Consider the following 18,246-nt stretch of genomic DNA (forward strand, 5'->3'; position numbering starts at 1 on the left):
GCGGTGCGGGATTGCGCATGCACCCAGGCACGTCCAGCACAACGACACTCACGCGATCGGGCGGACGCCAACGGCGCCGATCCAGCGTAGCGGCGCACGTGGCAGAAACGTGCGTGCAACGCGCTGCGAATTGCGGACCGCGTCTGCATCACACCGATGCAGTTGCGGCAGGACTGCCAGCGCAAGCCGGCAGTGCCGACAGCATAATCGGCGACCTCGAGCAGGCGCCGCTCCCTGAATTGGCGCTGCCATGGCCGGATTGCGATACACGGCAGCGACGCGCCCGGATCGCCCTGCCGCAACCCGCCCATGACCGATGGCGCAATCGCCGCCGCCCTGGTGGCTGCTACGCTTGCGGTTTGCCGTTCGCCCGGAATTCCAGATGCGTCGTCTCGCCCTGAGCGCTGTTGCGTTGCTGTCCCTGTCCTGCCTGCCGCCGCTGGCCGCGGCCCAGGATGCCCCCGCCCCGCTGACCATCGAGCAGGCCATGGCCGATCCGGACTGGATCGGGCCGCCGGTCGAGGACGCCTGGTGGGCCTGGGACGGGCACCAGGTGCAGTACCAGCTCAAGCGCACCGGCAGCCCGGTGCGCGACACCTACCGCCAGGGCGTCGACGGCGGCGCCGCGCAGCGGGTCGAGGACGCGCAGCGCAGCACCCTGGACGCGGCCAATCCGGTCTACGACGCACGCCGCCAGCGCATGCTGTTCGTGCGCAACGGCGACGTGTTCCTGCGCGACCTGCGCAGCGGCGCGCTGACCCAGCTGACCCGCAGCAACCAGGCCGCGGCGCGGCCGCAGTTCACCACCGATGGCGGTGCGCTGTGGCGGGTCGGCAACGACTGGTACCGCTGGAGCCCCGGCGGCGGCGTGCAGCAGGCCGCGGTGCTCAAGGCCGAGCGCGATCCCAACGCTGCACCCAAGCCCGACGTGCTGCGCGACCAGCAGCTGCGCACCCTGGAGACCCTGGCCCGCGATCGCGCGCAGCGCGAACTGCTGCGCCAGCAGGAGCAGGCCTGGCGCCGCGCCGACAGCAGCCGCGCGCCGGCGCCGGTGTACCTGGGCGACGACGTGGTGGTCGACGACAGCGCGCTGTCGCCGGACGGCCGCCACCTGCTGGTGGTCACCCACGCCAAAGGCGCCGAGGAGGGCCGCGACAGCAAGATGCCGCGCTACGTGACCGAATCCGGCTACGCCGAGTTCCAGGAAGCGCGCACCCTGGTCGGGCGTAATTCGCCGGTGGCGCAGACCCTGTGGCTGGTCGATGCGGTGGCCGGCAGCGCGCGTAAGCTCGACCTGTCGGTGCTGCCCGGCATCGGCACCGATCCGCTGGCGGCGCTGCGCAAGGCGGCCAAGCAGGAGCCGCTGCAGGGCCCGCGCGCGGTGCGCGTGGAAACCGACGGCGACGGCAGCGGCGCCTCCATGCACTGGAGCGAGGACGGCCGCAACGTCGCCGTGCTGCTGCGCGCGGTGGACAACAAGGACCGCTGGATCGCCAGCGTCGACCTGGACAAGGCGGTGCTGCAGCCGCGCCACCGCCTCACCGATCCGGCCTGGATCAACTGGAACTTCAACGATTTCGGCTGGATGCCGGACAACCAGACGCTGTGGCTGCTGTCCGAGCAGTCCGGCTATTCACACCTGTACACCCAGCGCGGCAACGAGAAGCCGCGCCAGCGCACCTCCGGCAAGTGGGAAGTGTCCGCGCCGGTGGTCAGCGCCGACGGCCAGGGCTTCCTGTTTCTGTGCAACCGCAAGTGGCCGGGCGACTACGAGGTGTGCAAGCTCGACCTGCGCAACGACAGCGTCGCCGAGCTGACGTCGCTGGACGGCGTGGAAGACTTCGCGCTGTCGCCGGACGGCCAGCAGTTGCTGGTGCACTACTCCGGCCCCTACCTGCCGCCGCAACTGGCGGTGCTGCCGGCCGCCGGCGGCAACGCGCGCGTGCTCACCGACACCCGCAGCGCGGCGTTCAAGGCACGCCAGTGGGTGCAGCCGCAGTTCGTGCAGATGCCGTCCAAGCACGGCGCCGGCACCGTCTGGGGCAAGTACTATGGTCCGGCGCAACCGGAGCCGGGCAAGCGCTATCCGGTGGTGATGTTCGTGCACGGCGCCGGCTACCTGCAGAACGTGTCGGCGCGCTACACCCCGTACTTCCGCGAGCAGATGTTCCACAACCTGCTGGTGCAGAAGGGCTACATCGTGCTGGACCTGGACTACCGCGCCAGCGCCGGCTACGGCCGCGACTGGCGCACCGCGATCTACCGCGACATGGGCCATCCGGAGCTGGAGGACTACCTGGACGGCCTGGACTGGCTGGTCGACAGCAAGCAGGGCGACCGCGGCCGCGCCGGCATCTACGGCGGCTCCTACGGCGGCTTCATGACCTACATGGCGCTGTTCCGCAGCCCCGGCACGTTCAAGGCCGGCGCCGCGCTGCGCCCGGTGGCCGACTGGAGCCAGTACAACCACGAGTACACCTCCAACATCCTCAACACCCCGGACCTGGACCCGGAGGCCTACCGCACCTCCTCGGCCATCGAGTACGCCAACGGGCTGCGCGACCACCTGCTGATCGCCCACGGCATGGTCGACGACAACGTGTTCTTCAAGGACTCGGTGGACATGACCCAGAAGCTGATCGAGCTGCACAAGGACAACTGGGAGATCGCGCCCTACCCGCTGGAGAAGCACGGTTTCACCCGCGCCGATTCCTGGCTGGACGAGTACAAGCGCATCCTCAAGCTGTTCGAGCGCGAGCTGCGCTGAGCCGGCCGCGCGCCGAGGCGCGTGCCATCGACGTGCGGCAGGCGCCCGGGAGCCACCGCGCGGCGCCCGCAGGACCCCGCCAACCACCGGCGTCCGCCACGCATCGCGCCGTTCCGTAGGAGCGGCTTCAGCCGCGACGAGGCGTTACCGCGAATGCCCAGTCGCGGCTGAAGCCGCTCCTACGCGAGCGCCCACAGCTGCCGGGGCCCGGTGATGCCCGTGCCATGGCGGCGTTGGCCGCCGCTGCGTCCGGCCCGAGCAAACCGGCACGATCTTGCTGTCGGCGCCGCTCCTGGCGACACCGCATCCGCCTTGCCCTGACCGTATCGCGACAAAGACCGCGCGCTCAGCACATGCGCGCGGCCGCCCCCCTCGCGCACCACCCGGCTTGCGCCCTGGTCCGTCGTCCCTATCCTTGCCGGACGGCCGCCGGCGCGATGGCACCAGCGCCGCCCCTCCCCGAAGGACCGCCGATGCCGCCCCCGCCGCTGCCCCTGACCGCCGCCCGCAACCAGACCATCGATGCGATGGCCAAGCTCTCGCTGCTGCTGGGGGTGCTGTCGCTGTTGTATTCGCTGGGCCAGGCGCTGCTGCTGATGGCGTTGCCGGACGGAGCGATCGAGGGCGTGCTGCGCGAGGCCGGCCTGCCGTTGCCGCCGCTGCTGCAATGGTGCGTGGCCCATGCGCTGGCGCTGTCCTGGCTGTCGGCCCTGCTGTCGGCGGGCCTGTGCGCGGCATCGTGGGCGCTGCTGCAGCGGCGCGACTGGGCGCGGCGGGCCTTCATCGTGTTCCTGGTGGTCACCGCCGCAGCCAACTTCGCGGTGCTGCCACTGCTGTGGCAACTGCTCGACCTGCTGCAGGCCTGGGCGCCGCAGCGCGCCTTCGACCCGCAACAGCTCCAGCACGACCTGGCCCTGAGCCGTATCACCCTCGTGGTCAGCGGCGCGCTGACCGCCCTGGTCTTCGCCGGCCTGCACGGCTGGCTGGTCTACCAGTTGTGCCGCCCCGCACTCCGCGCCGAGTTCCACCGCTGACGCACGCCGACCGGCCTGCGCGGTCCGCGCAGCCCGGCGCTGACGCCTGACACAGGCAGCTTCTAGAATGGCGGCATGCATACCTTCGACCGTGTCCGCGACTATCTCACTGACCTGCAAGACCGCATCTGCGCGGCGGTCGAGGCCGCCGACGGCCAGGCCCGTTTCGCCGAAGACCTGTGGCAGCGCGCGGAGGGCGGCGGCGGCCGCACCCGCATCCTGCGCGATGGCGCGCTGTTCGAGCAGGCCGGCATCGGCTTCTCCGACGTCGCCGGCACCCGCCTGCCGCCCTCGGCCAGCGCCAACCGCCCGGAACTGGCCGGCGCCTCCTGGCGCGCGGTCGGGGTGTCGCTGGTGTTCCACCCGCTCAGCCCGTACATCCCCACCACCCACGCCAACGTGCGCTACTTCGAAGCGCAGCGCGACGGCGCCACCGTGGCCTGGTGGTTCGGCGGCGGCTTCGACCTGACCCCGTACTACCCGTTCGACGAGGACGCCCGCCACTGGCACCAGACCGCGCACGACCTGTGTGCGCCCTTCGGCGAAGACCGCTATCCGGCGCACAAGCGCTGGTGCGACGAGTACTTCTTCCTCAAGCACCGCAACGAGACCCGCGGCGTCGGCGGCCTGTTCTTCGACGACCTGCATGCCGATTTCGAGCGCGACTTCGCCTACCAGCGCGCGGTCGGCGACGGCTTCCTCGACGCCTACCTGCCGATCGTCGAACGCCGCCGCGGCCTGCCCTGGGGCGAGCGCGAGCGCGAGTTCCAGCTGTACCGGCGCGGCCGCTACGTCGAATTCAACCTGGTCTACGACCGCGGGACCCTGTTCGGCCTGCAGAGCGGCGGCCGCAGCGAGAGCATCCTGATGAGCCTGCCGCCGCGGGTGCGCTGGGAATACGGCTTCCAGCCCGAACCGGGCAGCGCGGAGGCGCGCCTGGCCGAGTACCTGGTGCCGCGCGACTGGCTGGCATGAGCACGCCAGCGCGCACTGCCGTTTTGGGCCGCGAGGACAAACGCGCCATCGCCGAACAACTGCAGGCCTACCTGCGCACCGAGCTGCAGCAGCAGGTCGGCGCGTTCGAGGCCGAATTCCTGCTCGACTTCGTCGCCGAGCGCATCGGCGCGCATTACTACAACCGCGGCCTGCACGATGCCCGCGCGCTGCTGGCCACGCAGCTGGATACCCTGGACGACGCGCTCTACCAGCTTGAACAGGCGACCGGGCCGCGCCGCTAGGCCGCCACCTTCTGGGGCGGCATCCCCCGATGGGGCATTGCCGACAGCCCCTCGCGATCACCAGGTCTGCGTCGTCTGCCGGGATCTGCGATCAACTGCCCTTGTTGCTGAGAATGGTGATGTGGCCATTGGTCTCCAGCAACGCCAGGCGCAGGTCGTCGATGCCCTGGCACCCCTGCTGGCGCATCGCCGCCTCGAAATCGGCATGGCTGACCAGTTCGCGGCGCAGCACCTGGCGGAACACGTGGCCGTCGCGGGCCAGCACCACCGGTTCGCCCTCGATCAAGCGCTCCACGCGGGCGCTGCGCGAGGTGACCAGGCCGACCGTGAAGTTCAGCGCGATCAGCGTCGCCGCCAGCAACAGACCGCCGCCGAGCGAGGTGTCCTCGCCGAGCAGGGCGTTCTGCACCGCATTGCCTAGCAGCACGATCAACAGCATGTCGAACGGCGTCAGCTGGCCCATGGCGCGCTTGCCCGACACCCGCACCATCACCAGCACCGCCACGTACACCACCACCGCGCGGAAGACGAATTCCCACCATGGCATCGACAGATGGAAAAGATCGGGCATCGCACGGCTCGCAGGGATGGTGGAGCGGCGACCTTACGCTGTGACGTGCAGACGGCGATAGGGCCAGGTCCGGCGCGCGGGCATAAAAAAGCCCCGCGGACCAGGGGGAGGTCGGCGGGGCCAGGGAACGGAGACTTGGGGAGGAGTCGCCGTTCCTGGATCTGCTCCAGGGGATGGGAGGAGATCCGCGACAGGTATTGCGCCTGTCGAGGGATATAAGAACATTTCCCACCTTGCTCGTTCGTGAAGATTTAAGTTAAAAATTTGTCAGATTAAGGACGGATTCATTCCCAAAACTTCGCCCGAAATACACCGCGTCAAAATTCCGTTCAAACGCTGCAGTGCCGGGTGTTTCAGGGTGTGACGCCAGTTGGCATTTCAGGGCTTTCAGCGCGCGATCGGGTCAAAAAAACAACGCGAATGGGAAAGCGAAAATCACTGGCGGGATAATCCGTCCGAAAACCGGATTCCATTCGCAGCGGGCGACGCGCGCGCTGTCTACGCAAGACACCGCAACACCAGGCCGGGCCCTGGAGCCATCTCCAGGACCCGGGTGGTCAATGCGCCTCGTCCCAGTTGTCGCCCACGCCGCTGTCCACCACCAGCGGGACCTTCAGCTCCGCCGCGGCGGACATCCGCCCCGTCACTTCCGGCAGCAAGGTGTCGACGAAGTCGGCATCGGCTTCGAACACCAGTTCGTCGTGCACCTGCAGGATCATCAACGCGCGGTCGCGGTGGTCCTGCAGCCAGGCGTCCACGCCGACCATGGCGCGCTTGATGATGTCGGCGGCGGTACCCTGCATCGGCGCGTTGATCGCGGCGCGCTCGGCACCGGCGCGCAGGCCTTGCTGGCGGGCGTTGATGTCGTTCAGGTACAGGCGGCGGCCGAACAGGGTCTCCACGTAGCCCTGAGTGCGGGCCTGCTCGCGCATGCGCTCCATGAAGTCGCGCACACCCGGGTAGCGGCTGAAGTACAGCGCCACGTAGTCCTGCGCCTCGCCGCGGCCGATGCCCAGGTTGCGGGCCAGGCCGAACGCGCTCATGCCGTACATCAGGCCGAAGTTGATCGCCTTGGCGGCGCGGCGCTCGTTGCCGGTGACCTCTTCGAGCTTGCGCCCGAACACCTCGGCGGCGGTGGCGCGATGCACGTCCACGCCGCTGCCGAAGGCGCGCAGCAGGCCCGGATCCTCGGACAGGTGGGCCATGATCCGCAGCTCGATCTGCGAATAGTCGCAGGCGATCAGCTTGCGCCCGGGCGGGGCGACGAAGGCGCGGCGGATGCGGCGGCCGTCGTCGGTGCGGATCGGGATGTTCTGCAGGTTGGGATCGGAGGAGGACAGCCGGCCGGTGGCGGCGCCCGCCTGGTGGTAGCTGGTGTGCACGCGGCCGGTGTCGGGATTGAGCATCTCCGGCAGCTTGTCGGTGTAGGTGCTGCGCAGCTTGGCCAGGCCGCGGTACTCCAGGATCACCCGCGGCAGCTCGTGCTGGTCGGCGATCGCCTCCAGCGCCTCCTCGTTGGTGCTGGGCTGGCCCTTGGGGGTCTTCAACACCGCCGGCAGCTTCAGTTCGTCGAACAGCACCGCCTGCAGCTGCTTGGGCGAATCCATGTTGAAGCTGCGCCCGGCCAGCGCGGTGGCCTTCTGCTGCGCGGCCAGCATGCGCTGGCTCAGGTCCTGGCTCTGCTTGCGCAGCTCGGCGATGTCCACGCACACGCCGTTGGCCTCGACCCGCGCCAGCACCGGCACCAGCGGCATCTCGATGTCGCGGTAGACCTGCGCCAGCGCCGGCTCGGCGTCCAGCTGCGCCGACAGGGTGCGGTGCAGGCGCAGGGTGATGTCGGCGTCCTCGGCGGCGTAGCGGGTGGCATCGTCGATGGCCACCTGCGAGAAGGCGATCTGCTTGGCCCCCTTGCCGGCCACGTCCTCGTACTTGACCGTGTCGTAGCCCAGGTAGCGCCTGGCCAGCGAGTCCATGTCGTGGCGGCTGGCGGTGGAGTTGAGCACGAAGCTCTCCAGCATGGTGTCGTCGGCATAGCCGCGCACCTCCACGCCGTGGCGGCGCAGCACGTGCAGGTCGTACTTGCCGTGCTGGCCGACCTTGGCCTTGGCCGGGTCTTCCAGCAGCGGCTTGAGCAGCGCCAGCGCCAGCGCGCGGTCCAGTTGCACCGGCGCACCGGGATAGTCGTGGCCCAGCGGCAGGTAGTCGGCGCGGCCCGGCTCGGTGGCGAAGCTGAGGCCGACCAGGTTGGCGCGCATCGCGTCCAGCGCGTCGGTCTCGGTGTCGAAGGCGAAGCCGTCGGCGGCGCGCAGGCGCACCAGCAGTTCCTCGAACTGCTCGGGAGTGGTCACCGCGGTGTAGTCGCCCTTGGCGGCCAATGCCGGGTCCAGCGCCGTATCGGCGGCAGGCGCCGCGGCCCGGGCATAGCCGGCGGCGGTGCCGCGCAGGCTGGGCGTGGCCTCGCTGGCGGCTTCCGGCGCGGCCACGCCGCCGTCCAGGTCGCGCAACGCCTGGGTGAAGCCGTAACGCTGGTACAGGCCGCGCAACTGCTCGGGCTCCTGTTCGCGCAGGCCCAGGGTGCGCGGCCCGCCGGCCAGCGCCACGTCGGTCTTGATGGTGACCAGTTCGCGGTTCAGCGGCAGGCGCTCCAGCGCCGCGCGCAGGTTCTCGCCGATCTTGCCCTTGATGCTGTCGGCGTGGGCGATCACCCCGTCCAGCGAGCCGTATTCGGCCAGCCACTTGGCGGCGGTCTTGGGGCCGCACTTCTCCACCCCGGGCACGTTGTCGATGGCATCGCCCATCAGCGCCAGCAGGTCGACGATCTGGTGCGGCCAGACCCCGAACTTCTCCATCACCGCCGCGTCCGAATCCATGCGGCTGCCGCTCATGGTGTTGACCAGCTGCACGCCCGGGCGCACCAGCTGGGCGAAATCCTTGTCGCCGGTGGAGATGGTGACGTCCAGGCCGTCGCCGGCGCCCTGCAGGGCCAACGTGCCGATCACATCGTCGGCCTCGACCCCGTCCTGGCGCAGGATGGTGATGCCCAGCGCATGCACGATCTGGCACATCGGCTCGACCTGCGCGCGCAGTTCGTCGGGCATCGGCGGCCGGTTGGCCTTGTACAGCGGGTACAGATTGTCGCGGAAGGTCTTGCCCGGCGCATCGACCACGAAGGCCACGTACTCGGGGCGCTCCTTGAGGGTGGCGCGCAACATGTTGACCACGCCGAACAGCGCGCCGGTGGGCTCGCCGGCGGCATTGGTCAGCGGCGGAAGCGCGTGGAACGCGCGATACAGGTAACTGGACCCGTCGATCAGGACTAATCGGCTCATCGGCCAATTCTACGCTGGGTGGGTTCACGCCCCCGAAATGAGTACCGCCCCCGGGGCAGCGGTGCACGGCGGTTAGCCCCTCTCCCACCGGGAGAGGGGTTGGGGTGAGGGTCGGCGCGAAGCGACGCGCTGACTTGGTCCACGCGGCTGCGCCCGTACCCTCATCCGCCCCTGCGGGGCACCTTCTCCCGACGGGAGAAGGGAGAGCCAAAGCCCCTCTCCCCCCGGGAGAGGGGTTGGGGTGAGGGTCCGGCGCGCAGCGACGCGTTGACTTGGTCCACGCGGCTGCGCCCGTACCCTCATCCGCCCCTGCGGGGCACCTTCTCCCGACGGGAGAAGGGAGAGCCAAAGCCCCTCTCCCGCCAGGAGAGGGGTTGGGGTGAGGGTCGGCGCGAAGCGACTCGCTGACTTGGTCCACGAGGCTGCGCCCGTATCCTCATCCGCCCCTGCGGGGCACCTTCTCCCGAGGGGAGAAGGACAAGCCAAAGCCCCTCTCCCACCGGGAGAGGGGTTGGGGTGAGGGTCCGGCGCAAAGCGACTCGCTGACTTGACCCACAAGCCTGCCATCCGCCCTTGCCATTCGCACACCGCATGCGACTACTCGGCGCATACTCTGCGTCATGCCCTACCCGTGGAGAATACCGTCATGAAAGCCCTGATCCTGGTCCCGTTGTTGCTGCTGGCGGGCTGCGCCTCCACTGGCCTTGGCCCGGACGGTGCGCCGGTGGACGTGCGCGGCGCGGAGACGACCCAACGCAAGATGGAGAACGGCGACACCGTCGACGAGTACCGGGTGGGCGGCCAGTTGCGCATGGTCAAGGTGACGCCGGCGCGCGGCCCGGCCTATTACCTGTACGACCGCAACGGCGACGGCCATATGGAAGTGGACGGCAGCAAGGACAACGTATCGCCGGTGTACTGGAAGCTCTACAGCTGGTGACACATGCCAAGCGCGCTGCGGAACGGCAGCGCGCGGCGGTATGCGTGCGTATCCGACGAACGGTCGGATGCCAGCCGCACGTCGCAAGCCCGCCGACCTGCCCAAACCCGGCGCGGCCAGGCATATGCGCTGGCCGCAACCCAACAGCCGCCTCCTAGACGTCGGCGAAGGCCGGAATCGCCGGGAACCCAGCCGGCGCGGTCGCGGTGCCGGCGGTCTTGGTGCCCTTGTGGTACCAGAGGTAGTACGGATAGATGCTGGCCGGCGGGCTCAGGCCCAGGCCCTGGTCGGCCGAGTAGGAACCGTTGTTGGCTGTCACCTTGACCAGCACCGGCAGCGCCTGCTTCTTGAAGGTGGCATCGCAGACGGCGCAGGGAAACGCATCCTGCACGATCAGGTACGGGCCCGCGGCCGCCTTCTTGCCGAGCGCGTTGTAGACGCCGATCTCCGAATGCTGCTGCTTGCCCTGGCCGGTGATCTGGCCTTCGGCGCCGAGTTTCCACTTGCCGCCGTTGACGTAATAGCCTTCGGTGTTGATGGTCATGCACGTTCTCCTCAGTCGTGTGTGATGAGCGCCGGCGGCGCCGCGCCGATCCATGCGCCGTCGTCCGCCGCGTTCGTGGGCGCATGACAACCGCCACGCTTCCCTTCGAACGCGTGCGGATCCAGGCCTATGAATGGTCGCGGCGGAACCGGCGGGAACAGCGTCGCCCCGCGCGGCACAGCGGACCATCGGCGCAAGCCTGATCCTGCGGGGAGGGCGCGATGACACGCGCTCGCAGGGAAACGCGGCCGAGAGAAGTCGCGCTACGGCGCGAACGGGTCGCGGTCGCGCCATGGCTGCGACGCACGCAATCGACGCCCCTGGGCAGCAGCATGATGGGCGCCGGAAGCAACGCGATCGGTGCTCGGCGACGACAGGAGGCCGGACGCGGCGGAAGCCATGCGTGGGCAATTGCATCGCGGCGGCTTGCGCCGCGCCGCGAGGCGTCATTCGCGGTAGCGGTCGCCGGCCTGGTCAACCACCACCTGATCGCTGTGCACGGTGCGCGACGGCGCCGCAGCGCGCCGTGCCGGCAACCACCGAACGCGGGCCTCGAACTTTCAGCGCCCGCGCCGCCCCCGGCGTGGGCTGGTCAACGCCTCAGCGGATCACCAGCACCGGCACCTGGCTGTTGGCGAGCACTTCCGCGGTCTGGCTGCCGAGCAGGACCCGGCTCATGCCGCGGCGGCCGTGCGAGGTCATCACGATCAGGTCGCTGTTGCAGGCCACGGCCATGTCGATGATGCCCTCGGCGGCGTAGCGGTCGAGCACGTGGCGGCCGTGCGCGGTCACTCCGGTGGCCGCGGCGGCGGCCAGCGCCGGCGCCAGGATCTTCTGCGCGCCGGCTTCGCGGTCCTGGCGGTATTCGGGGCTGGCCTCGTAGCCCACGCTCCAGCCCATGGCGTCGTACATGCCCATCGCCCACGGCTCGGACACGGTGACGATATCCACCTGCGCGCCGAGCGTGGCGGCGAGCGCCAGTCCCTGCTGCAAGCCCTTGGCGGACAACTCGGAACCATCGATGGCGATCAGGATGCGCTGGTACATGGGGTGCTCCGGTGACGCCGCGCGCGGCGGCTGGGAGAGCATTGCACACCCGATGCGCAGCGCCTTCCTTGACCCGGATCAAATTCAGTCGCTGTGCGGCTTCAGCAGGCGTGCCGGATTGCCGGCCACGCGCGCGCCGGCGGGCACGTCGCGGGTGACCACGCTGCCGGCGCCGATCACCGCGTCGTCGCCGATGGTCACCCCCGGCAGCACGATCGCGCCGCCGCCGATCCAGACGTTGCGCCCGATCGTCAGCGGCCGCCCCAGTTCCAGCCCCTCGGCGCGCTGCGCGGCATCGCGCGGGTGATCGGCGGCATAGAGTTGCACCGCCGGCCCGATCTGGGTGCCGGCACCGATGTGCACCGGCGCCACGTCCAGGATCACGCAGTTGAAGTTGAGGAACACGTCCTCGCCGAGATGGATGTTGTAGCCGTAGTCGCAATGGAACGGTGGCCGGACCACCGCGCCGTGTCCGACCGAACCCAGTCCCTCGACCAGCAGCGCGTGCCGACGCGCCGGCGGCTGGGCCAGCGCCGCGTTGTAGCGCAGCATCCAGGCACTGGCCGCGTCCTGCTCGGCCTGCAGCTGCGCGTCGTTAGGCCGATAGGCCTCGCCGGCCAGCATCTTCTCTTTCTCGCTTCGCATCCTGCCCTCCCAGGCATCGGTCGAGCCGGCATGATCGCATCGCGCTGCGTAACGGCGCGTAGCCTGGTCACGACGCGGGCGGCGCGGCGACGTCGTGACTTGCAGGCCACGCGGCATTCACCGTCCAGCAACACACACGCAGCCGATCATCGAACGACCGTGCCGCCCATGCCTGGCCGCGCGGGCTCTCTCCCAGACAAGGCGGTGCGCGATGTCCGAGCATGTGGAAGCAGGTCAGACGGTCTTCGTCGCCGACGGCGAGGTCGGTGTCGGCGCGGTGCGCGAAGTGCGCGACGGCGGTGCGACGTTCGTCATCAACATCGAGAATGGCGGCGATTTCGTGGTGCCGTCGAGCGCGGTGCGCGACGTGCATTTCGGCAAGGTGATCCTGGCGGTCGAACATCTGCCGGCGCCGCTGCGCGAGGCGCTGCGGCATCCGCACGCTGCAGAACTGCCGACCTCGACCTATGCCGCCAGCGATCCGAGCGACGGGGCGCTGAAGGACTAGTCGCGCGACGACACGGACACGGCGGCGTACAGACGATCGACCGCGCCGCCTGGCATCGAACGCATGCCCTTGCCGGGGCATGCCTGTGTCCTCGAGCAAAACGCCGGTTCCATTGAGGGTGTGATCGCTGAGGGCGTGATCGCAAGTTCAATCACCGCGCGGCGCGGCTGCAGCCGTTCCCACAAGACCACGGTCGGCATGGAGGACGCCTTCCCGGTCTGCGCGATCCGGGCGACCGATCGCCCGCAGGCACCGCTGTGGCCGCCGCGGACCAAGAACAACTCAGCCGCTGGCGATGCAACAGGTCGCCGAGGTCATTTTGCACCCCGCGCCCCGACCGCCATCAGCCCACCCGGTGCCCGCATGAACGGCATCGCCTGGCGCTTGCGCGGCCAGGCAGACCCGGTACGCCGGCGATGCCGGCAAGTGCTAACGTTCCGCGCTTCCGTACCTCATGTTGCCTCGGAGCCGCGCATGTCCGCCACCGCTTTCCCCGCCTCCCGTCGCGCCCATCGGGCGCTGGTCCTCGGCATCGGCCTGGCGCTCGCCGGCGCCGCGCAGGCGCAGGTGGTGCGCGCGCCCGACGTGCCGGCGCCGGAGGACACGCCCTACCCCGGCACCCTGACCTTGCAGGTGGACGCCGGCGACGTGCGCCAGGGCATCTACCGCGTGCACGAGACCATCCCGGTCAGCGCCGGGCGGCTGACCCTGCAGTACCCGCAGTGGATCCCCGGCGATCATTCGCCGAGTGGGCCGGTGGCGATGCTGGCCGGCCTCACCCTCACCGCCAACGGCAAGCCCCTGCCGTGGCGCCGCGACACCTTCGACGTGTACAGCTTCCACGTCGACGTGCCGCAGGGCGTGAGCGCGATCGACGCCAGCTTCCAGTATCTGTCGCCGCGCGACGACGGTTTCGAGATGACCGACAAGATGCTGCAGCTGGAGTGGAACAAGGTGGCGCTGTACCCGGCCGGCCACGACACCCGCGGCATCACCGTGACGCCCAGCGTGACCCTGCCGGCCGGCTGGGAGTTCGGCACGGCGCTGGAGACCGCCAGCCGCGACGGCGCCACCACCACCTTCAAGCCGGTGGACTTCACCACGCTGGTCGACTCGCCGATCTACGCCGGGCACTACTTCAAGCGCGTGGACCTGACCCCGGCCGGCGGTGCGCCGGTGCATCTGGACGTGGTCGCCGACGCGCCGCGGTTCCTGGACATCAGCGCCGAGCAGCTGCAGGTGCACCGCAACCTGCCGGTGCAGGCGATCAAGCTGTTCGGCTCGCACCACTACGCGCATTACGACTTCCTGTTCTCGCTGTCCGACGTGCTCGGCGGCAACGGCCTGGAGCACCACCAGTCCAGCGAGAACGGGCTGGGCGCCGATTACTTCAGCGCCTGGGACGAGAACGCACCCGACCGCGACCTGCTGGCGCACGAGTACACGCACTCGTGGAACGGCAAGTTCCGGCGCCCGGCCGACCTGTGGACGCCCACCTTCAACGTGCCGATGGGCGACTCGCTGCTGTGGGTGTACGAGGGCCAGACCCAATACTGGGGCTATGTGCTGACCGCGCGCGCCGGGATGTGGACGCCGCAGCAGTTCCGCGACGCGCTGGCGATGACCGCGGCCAACTACGACCGCAACCGCGCCGGCTTCCGCTGGCGCTCGCTGGAGGACACCACCAACGATCCCACCGCCGCGCACCGCGCGCCGCTGCCCTACCGCAGCTGGCAGATGAGCGAGGACTACTACAGCGGCGGGCAGATGGTGTGGCTGGCGGTGGATGCCAAGCTGCGTGCGATGAGCGGCGGGCGCAAGTCGCTGGACGACGTGGCCAAGGCGTTCTTCGGCGTCGACGACGGCAGCTTCGCGGTCAAGACCTATACCTTCGACGACGTCGTCGCCGCGCTCGACGGCGTGGTCCACTACGACTGGGCCGACTACATCAACCGGCGCGTGTACCAGGTGGATCCGCCGCTGCTGGAAGGCCTGCAGGCCAGCGGCTGGAAGCTGGTGTACACCGACCAGCCCAGCGCATTCGAGAAGCAGTACGACGGCCGCCACCAGTCGGCGCGGCACCGCTACAACTTCGCCTGGTCGATCGGCCTGGTGATGAACGACGACGCCAGCATCAACGACGTGCTGTGGGACGGCCCGGCGTTCAAGGCCGGGGTCAGCAGTGGCGCCACGGTGCTCGCGGTCAACGGCCAGGACTACTCCCGCGACACGCTCAAGCAGGCCATCGCCGACGCCAAGGGCGGCAGCGCGCCGATCGTGCTGACGCTCAAGTACCAGGGCGGCGTGCGCGACGTGCCGGTGAACTATCACGACGGCCTGCAGTATCCGCACCTGGTGCGGGTCGAGGGCACGCCGGACTACCTGAGCAAGATCATCGCCGCACGGCGCTGAGCACGCGCTCGCCGCCGCTGCTGGCAATACAGCGGCGGCAGGTGCGCGAGGTGACACCGTCACACGCCGCACGCGGACGCTGGCGACAATGGCAGGCGTAATTTCCGTCCTGCCCCGGCATGCCTGCGATCGAGTTGCTGACCATCAATGCGCACATGGGCTTCAGCGTGCTGAAGCGGCGCTTCATGCTGCCGGAGTTGCGCGCGGCGATCCGTGCCCTGCCCGCGGACCTGGTGTTCCTGCAGGAGGTGCTGGGCGAGCATCAGGTGCATGCTGGCCGCCACGCCGACTGGCCGGCGCAGAGCCAGTACGAATTCCTCGCCGATACGCTGTGGCCGCAGTTCGCCTACGGCCGCAATGCGGTGTATCCGCACGGGCACCACGGCAACGCGCTGCTGTCGCGCTTCCCGATCGCCTCCTTCGTCAACCGCGATGTCTCCATCGCCGGCCACGAGCACCGCGGGCTGCTGCATGCAGTGCTGGAAATCCCCGGGCATGCCGTGGCGCTGCATGCGATCTGCGTGCACCTGGGCCTGCGCGAGGCGCACCGGCGGCGGCAGATCGGCCTGCTCGGCGCGCTGATCGCCGAACTGCCAGCACAGGCGCCGCTGATCGTCGCCGGCGACTTCAACGACTGGCGCCAGCGCGGGCATCCGCTGCTGCAGCGGCATGGCCTGACCGAGGCCTTCGCGCACCTGCACGGACGCGTGGCGCGCAGCTTCCCGGCGCGTTGGCCGCTGCTGCCGCTGGACCGCATCTACCTGCGCAATGTGCGCATCGAGGCCGCGCGGGTGCTGACCGGCCGCCCGTGGTCGCACCTGTCCGACCACGCCCCACTGCATGCCAGGATCGTGCTGTGAACCGCGCGGCGAACCGCGACACGTGCTGGCGCCAGGGCCACCGCCTGCAGTTGCTGGAGAACGGCGATGCGTATTTCCCGCGCGCCTTCGCCGCGATCGACGCGGCCCGGCGCGAGGTGTTGCTGGAGACCTTCATCTGGTTCGAGGACAAGGTCGGCCTGGCGCTGAAGGACCACCTGGTCGCCGCCGCACGCCGCGGCGTGCGCGTGCACCTGCTGGTGGACGCGTTCGGCTCGCCGGATCTCTCGCCCGGGTTCGTGCGCGAACTGACCGAAGCCGGCGCCGAGCTGCGCCTGTTCGACCATCAGCCGACCCTGCTCGGCGTGCGCCTGAATGTGTTCCGGCGCATGCACCGCAAGCTGCTGGTGGTGGACGGGCGGATCGGCATGATCGGCGGCATCAACTGGTCGGCCGATCACCTGGCCGATTTCGGACCGGAGGCCAAGCAGGACTACGCGGTGGAGGTGCACGGCCCGGTGGTGGCGGACATGGTCGCGTTCGTGCGCCGGACCCAGGACACGCACGGCACCGGCGCGGGCTGGGTGCCGCAGGCGCAGGTCGATGTGCCGCCCGCTGGCGAGGCCGAAGTGTGCTTCCTGCCGCGCGACAATGCCGGCCGCTCGCGCAGCATCGAGCGCGCCTACCGGCAGGCGTTCCGCGGCGCCCGGCAGGAGATCGTGGTCGCCAATGCGTACTTCTTCCCCGGCTACGGCTTCCTGCGCGACCTGTGCGCCGCCGCGCGCCGCGGGGTGGCGGTGAAGCTGATCTTCCAGGGACAACCGGACACGCCGCTGGCGCTGTTCGCCGCACGCGCGCTGTACCGGCATCTGGTCGACGCCGGCGTGCAGATCTTCGAATACTGCGAGCGCCCGTTCCACGGCAAGGTCGCGGTGATCGACGGCCACTGGAGCACGGTGGGATCGAGCAACCTGGATCCGCTGAGCCTGGCGCTGAACCTGGAAGCCAACCTGGTGATCCGCGACGCCACCTTTGCGCGCGACCTGCATGGGCGCCTGCAGCGGCTGATGCAGCGGCATTGCCGGCAAGTCGTGCCGGCACAGGTACCGCGCGGGCGCTTCTGGCAACCGCTGCTGCGGCCGCTGCTGTTCCACGTGCTGCGCAACGTGCCGCAGTGGGCCAGCCGCTTGCCGGCACGCACGCCGCGCACCGCGGTGCTGCGACGCAATCGGCACGCACCATGAGCCGTGCGCGTCCGCGCTGGCGCATGCTGCGCCGCTTCGCCTATCTGGCCTTCCTGGTGCTGGTGACGGTATTGCTGGTCCGCGCGGCGCGCACCGTGGACTGGGCGCAAGTCGGCACCACCCTGGCCGGCTACGGTACCGGCACCCTGGCCGCCGCGGCCGGACTGAGCCTGGCCAGCTACCTGCTGTACGGCGGCTACGACCTGGCCGCGCGTCGCTACGCGGCGCATGCGGTGGCGACGCCGCGGGTCATGGCGATCGCAGACATCGCCTACGCCTTCAGCCTGAACATCGGTGCGCTGATCGGCGGCACCGCGATCCGCTACCGCCTGTACGGCCGCGCCGGGTTGGGCCTGGCGACGATCAGTCGCGTCATCGGCTTCGCCATCGCCACCAACTGGATGGGCTATCTGCTGCTGACTGGTGTGCTGCTAGTCAGTGGCCGCCTGCGCATGCCAGCGCAGTGGTCACTGAGTGGTGCGGCGCTGCCGTGGATCGGCGCGGCGATGCTGGCCGCGGTGCTGGCGTATCTGATCGGCTGCCAGCGTGCGCATGGCCACACCCTGCAGGTGCGCGGCCATGTCCTGCACCTGCCGCCGTTGCCGCTGGCCCTGCTGCAACTCGGTCTGGGCACCGGCAACTGGGCGCTGATGGGCGCCCTGCTGTACGTGCTGATGCCGGCCGGCGTCGGCTATACCTCGGTGCTCGGCGCACTGCTGGCGGCGGCCGTGGCCACCGCCATCGCGCATGTGCCGGCCGGTATCGGCGTGCTGGAAGCGGTGGTGCTGCCGCTGCTGGGGTCGCAGGCGCCGCAAGCGGAACTGCTGGCGGCGTTGCTGGCCTACCGCGCCTTCTACTACCTCGGCCCGTTGCTGCTCGCCTGTGCCGGCTATGCGGTGCTGGAGGCGCGGCGCCGGCGCGGCGCTCAGGCGCCACCACACGCAGCGGGCACCGACTGACACGGCTGCGGCCAATCGCGTTAGCGGCGGCCCCGGCGAGCTGAAGGCGATCGCGCAGTTCCTTCTCGACTGTGCCGCGGAGATGGAGCGCGTGGGTGCCGATTACGATCATCTGCACCTTTCCGACCACATCGCGCAGTTCGAGACTGCACCGCAGTTCGTGGTGGCTGCCGCGACGTTGGGATGATGC

The 18,246-nt window shown here is 69.8% G+C and carries 17 protein-coding genes; 11 read left to right on the forward strand and 6 right to left on the reverse strand.

Going from position 1 to position 18,246, the window contains the following annotated elements:
- Nucleotides 1-382: 382 nt before the first annotated feature.
- From QN245_RS20770 to QN245_RS20785, 4 genes are all read left to right on the forward strand, one after another.
- Nucleotides 383-2,767 (forward strand): S9 family peptidase, encoded by a 2,385-nt coding sequence (locus QN245_RS20770; protein WP_317844126.1) that lies wholly within the window; start codon nucleotides 383-385, stop codon nucleotides 2,765-2,767.
- Between the two features lie 473 nt (nucleotides 2,768-3,240).
- On the forward strand, nucleotides 3,241-3,801 hold the full coding sequence (locus QN245_RS20775; RefSeq protein ID WP_317844127.1) for a hypothetical protein: 561 nt from the start codon (nucleotides 3,241-3,243) through the stop codon (nucleotides 3,799-3,801).
- 75 nt (nucleotides 3,802-3,876) lie between these two features.
- The gene (gene hemF, locus QN245_RS20780; protein ID WP_160969479.1) at nucleotides 3,877-4,776 is read left to right on the forward strand and encodes an oxygen-dependent coproporphyrinogen oxidase; all 900 of its coding nucleotides are present in this window, start codon (nucleotides 3,877-3,879) and stop codon (nucleotides 4,774-4,776) included.
- Complete coding sequence (locus QN245_RS20785; RefSeq protein ID WP_317844128.1) at nucleotides 4,773-5,039, forward strand: DUF2164 domain-containing protein; 267 nt, start codon at nucleotides 4,773-4,775, stop codon at nucleotides 5,037-5,039. The genes hemF and QN245_RS20785 overlap by 4 nt, the downstream gene beginning before the upstream one ends.
- Nucleotides 5,040-5,130: 91 nt before the next feature.
- Here QN245_RS20785 and QN245_RS20790 read toward each other — a convergent pair whose 3' ends face one another.
- Both QN245_RS20790 and polA read right to left on the reverse strand, forming a co-directional pair.
- A complete protein-coding gene (locus tag QN245_RS20790; protein ID WP_317844129.1) occupies nucleotides 5,131-5,610 on the reverse strand; it encodes a DUF421 domain-containing protein in 480 nt (159 codons plus the stop codon).
- Between the two features lie 557 nt (nucleotides 5,611-6,167).
- Nucleotides 6,168-8,939: a DNA polymerase I gene (gene polA, locus QN245_RS20795; protein ID WP_317844130.1), complete on the reverse strand. Its 2,772-nt coding sequence runs from the start codon at nucleotides 8,937-8,939 to the stop codon at nucleotides 6,168-6,170.
- 646 nt (nucleotides 8,940-9,585) lie between these two features.
- Here polA and QN245_RS20800 point away from each other — a divergent pair.
- A complete protein-coding gene (locus tag QN245_RS20800; RefSeq protein WP_160946949.1) occupies nucleotides 9,586-9,879 on the forward strand; it encodes a DUF2782 domain-containing protein in 294 nt (97 codons plus the stop codon).
- 154 nt (nucleotides 9,880-10,033) lie between these two features.
- Here QN245_RS20800 and QN245_RS20805 read toward each other — a convergent pair whose 3' ends face one another.
- The 3 genes from QN245_RS20805 to QN245_RS20815 all read right to left on the reverse strand — a co-directional run bounded on the left by QN245_RS20805 (nucleotide 10,034) and on the right by QN245_RS20815 (nucleotide 12,115).
- A complete protein-coding gene (locus QN245_RS20805; RefSeq protein WP_160969485.1) occupies nucleotides 10,034-10,423 on the reverse strand; it encodes a hypothetical protein in 390 nt (129 codons plus the stop codon).
- A gap of 600 nt (nucleotides 10,424-11,023) precedes the next feature.
- Nucleotides 11,024-11,470, reverse strand: coding sequence for a universal stress protein (locus tag QN245_RS20810; protein ID WP_317844131.1), 447 nt, complete (start codon nucleotides 11,468-11,470; stop codon nucleotides 11,024-11,026).
- An 84-nt stretch (nucleotides 11,471-11,554) separates the two neighbouring features.
- Nucleotides 11,555-12,115 carry a sugar O-acetyltransferase gene (locus QN245_RS20815; protein WP_160969489.1) on the reverse strand — a complete coding sequence of 187 codons (561 nt, stop codon included), beginning with the start codon at nucleotides 12,113-12,115 and terminating at the stop codon, nucleotides 11,555-11,557.
- A 211-nt stretch (nucleotides 12,116-12,326) separates the two neighbouring features.
- Here QN245_RS20815 and QN245_RS20820 point away from each other — a divergent pair, with 211 nt between their 5' ends.
- Nucleotides 12,327-12,623: a hypothetical protein gene (locus QN245_RS20820; RefSeq protein WP_317844132.1), complete on the forward strand. Its 297-nt coding sequence runs from the start codon at nucleotides 12,327-12,329 to the stop codon at nucleotides 12,621-12,623.
- Here the strand turns inward: QN245_RS20820 and QN245_RS20825 are convergent.
- Nucleotides 12,620-12,823, reverse strand: coding sequence for a hypothetical protein (locus tag QN245_RS20825; RefSeq protein ID WP_317844133.1), 204 nt, complete (start codon nucleotides 12,821-12,823; stop codon nucleotides 12,620-12,622). The genes QN245_RS20820 and QN245_RS20825 overlap by 4 nt on opposite strands.
- Before the next feature lie 274 nt (nucleotides 12,824-13,097).
- On the opposite strand from QN245_RS20825, the gene QN245_RS20830 reads away from it, so the two are divergent.
- The 5 genes from QN245_RS20830 to QN245_RS21545 all read left to right on the forward strand — a co-directional run bounded on the left by QN245_RS20830 (nucleotide 13,098) and on the right by QN245_RS21545 (nucleotide 18,243).
- Complete coding sequence (locus tag QN245_RS20830; RefSeq protein WP_160969491.1) at nucleotides 13,098-15,035, forward strand: M61 family metallopeptidase; 1,938 nt, start codon at nucleotides 13,098-13,100, stop codon at nucleotides 15,033-15,035.
- A gap of 119 nt (nucleotides 15,036-15,154) precedes the next feature.
- A complete protein-coding gene (locus QN245_RS20835; RefSeq protein ID WP_317844134.1) occupies nucleotides 15,155-15,895 on the forward strand; it encodes an endonuclease/exonuclease/phosphatase family protein in 741 nt (246 codons plus the stop codon).
- The gene (clsB, locus tag QN245_RS20840) at nucleotides 15,892-17,097 is read left to right on the forward strand and encodes a cardiolipin synthase ClsB (protein WP_160969495.1); all 1,206 of its coding nucleotides are present in this window, start codon (nucleotides 15,892-15,894) and stop codon (nucleotides 17,095-17,097) included. The genes QN245_RS20835 and clsB overlap by 4 nt, the downstream gene beginning before the upstream one ends.
- The gene (locus QN245_RS20845) at nucleotides 17,094-18,056 is read left to right on the forward strand and encodes a UPF0104 family protein (RefSeq protein WP_202394914.1); all 963 of its coding nucleotides are present in this window, start codon (nucleotides 17,094-17,096) and stop codon (nucleotides 18,054-18,056) included. Before clsB ends, QN245_RS20845 begins: the two co-directional genes overlap by 4 nt.
- Nucleotides 17,989-18,243 carry an Imm32 family immunity protein gene (locus QN245_RS21545; protein ID WP_425612888.1) on the forward strand — a complete coding sequence of 85 codons (255 nt, stop codon included), beginning with the start codon at nucleotides 17,989-17,991 and terminating at the stop codon, nucleotides 18,241-18,243. Before QN245_RS20845 ends, QN245_RS21545 begins: the two co-directional genes overlap by 68 nt.
- Nucleotides 18,244-18,246 lie beyond the last annotated feature (3 nt).

This window comes from Xanthomonas rydalmerensis (assembly GCF_033170385.1).
Taxonomy (GTDB): Bacteria; Pseudomonadota; Gammaproteobacteria; order Xanthomonadales; family Xanthomonadaceae; genus Xanthomonas_A; species Xanthomonas_A rydalmerensis.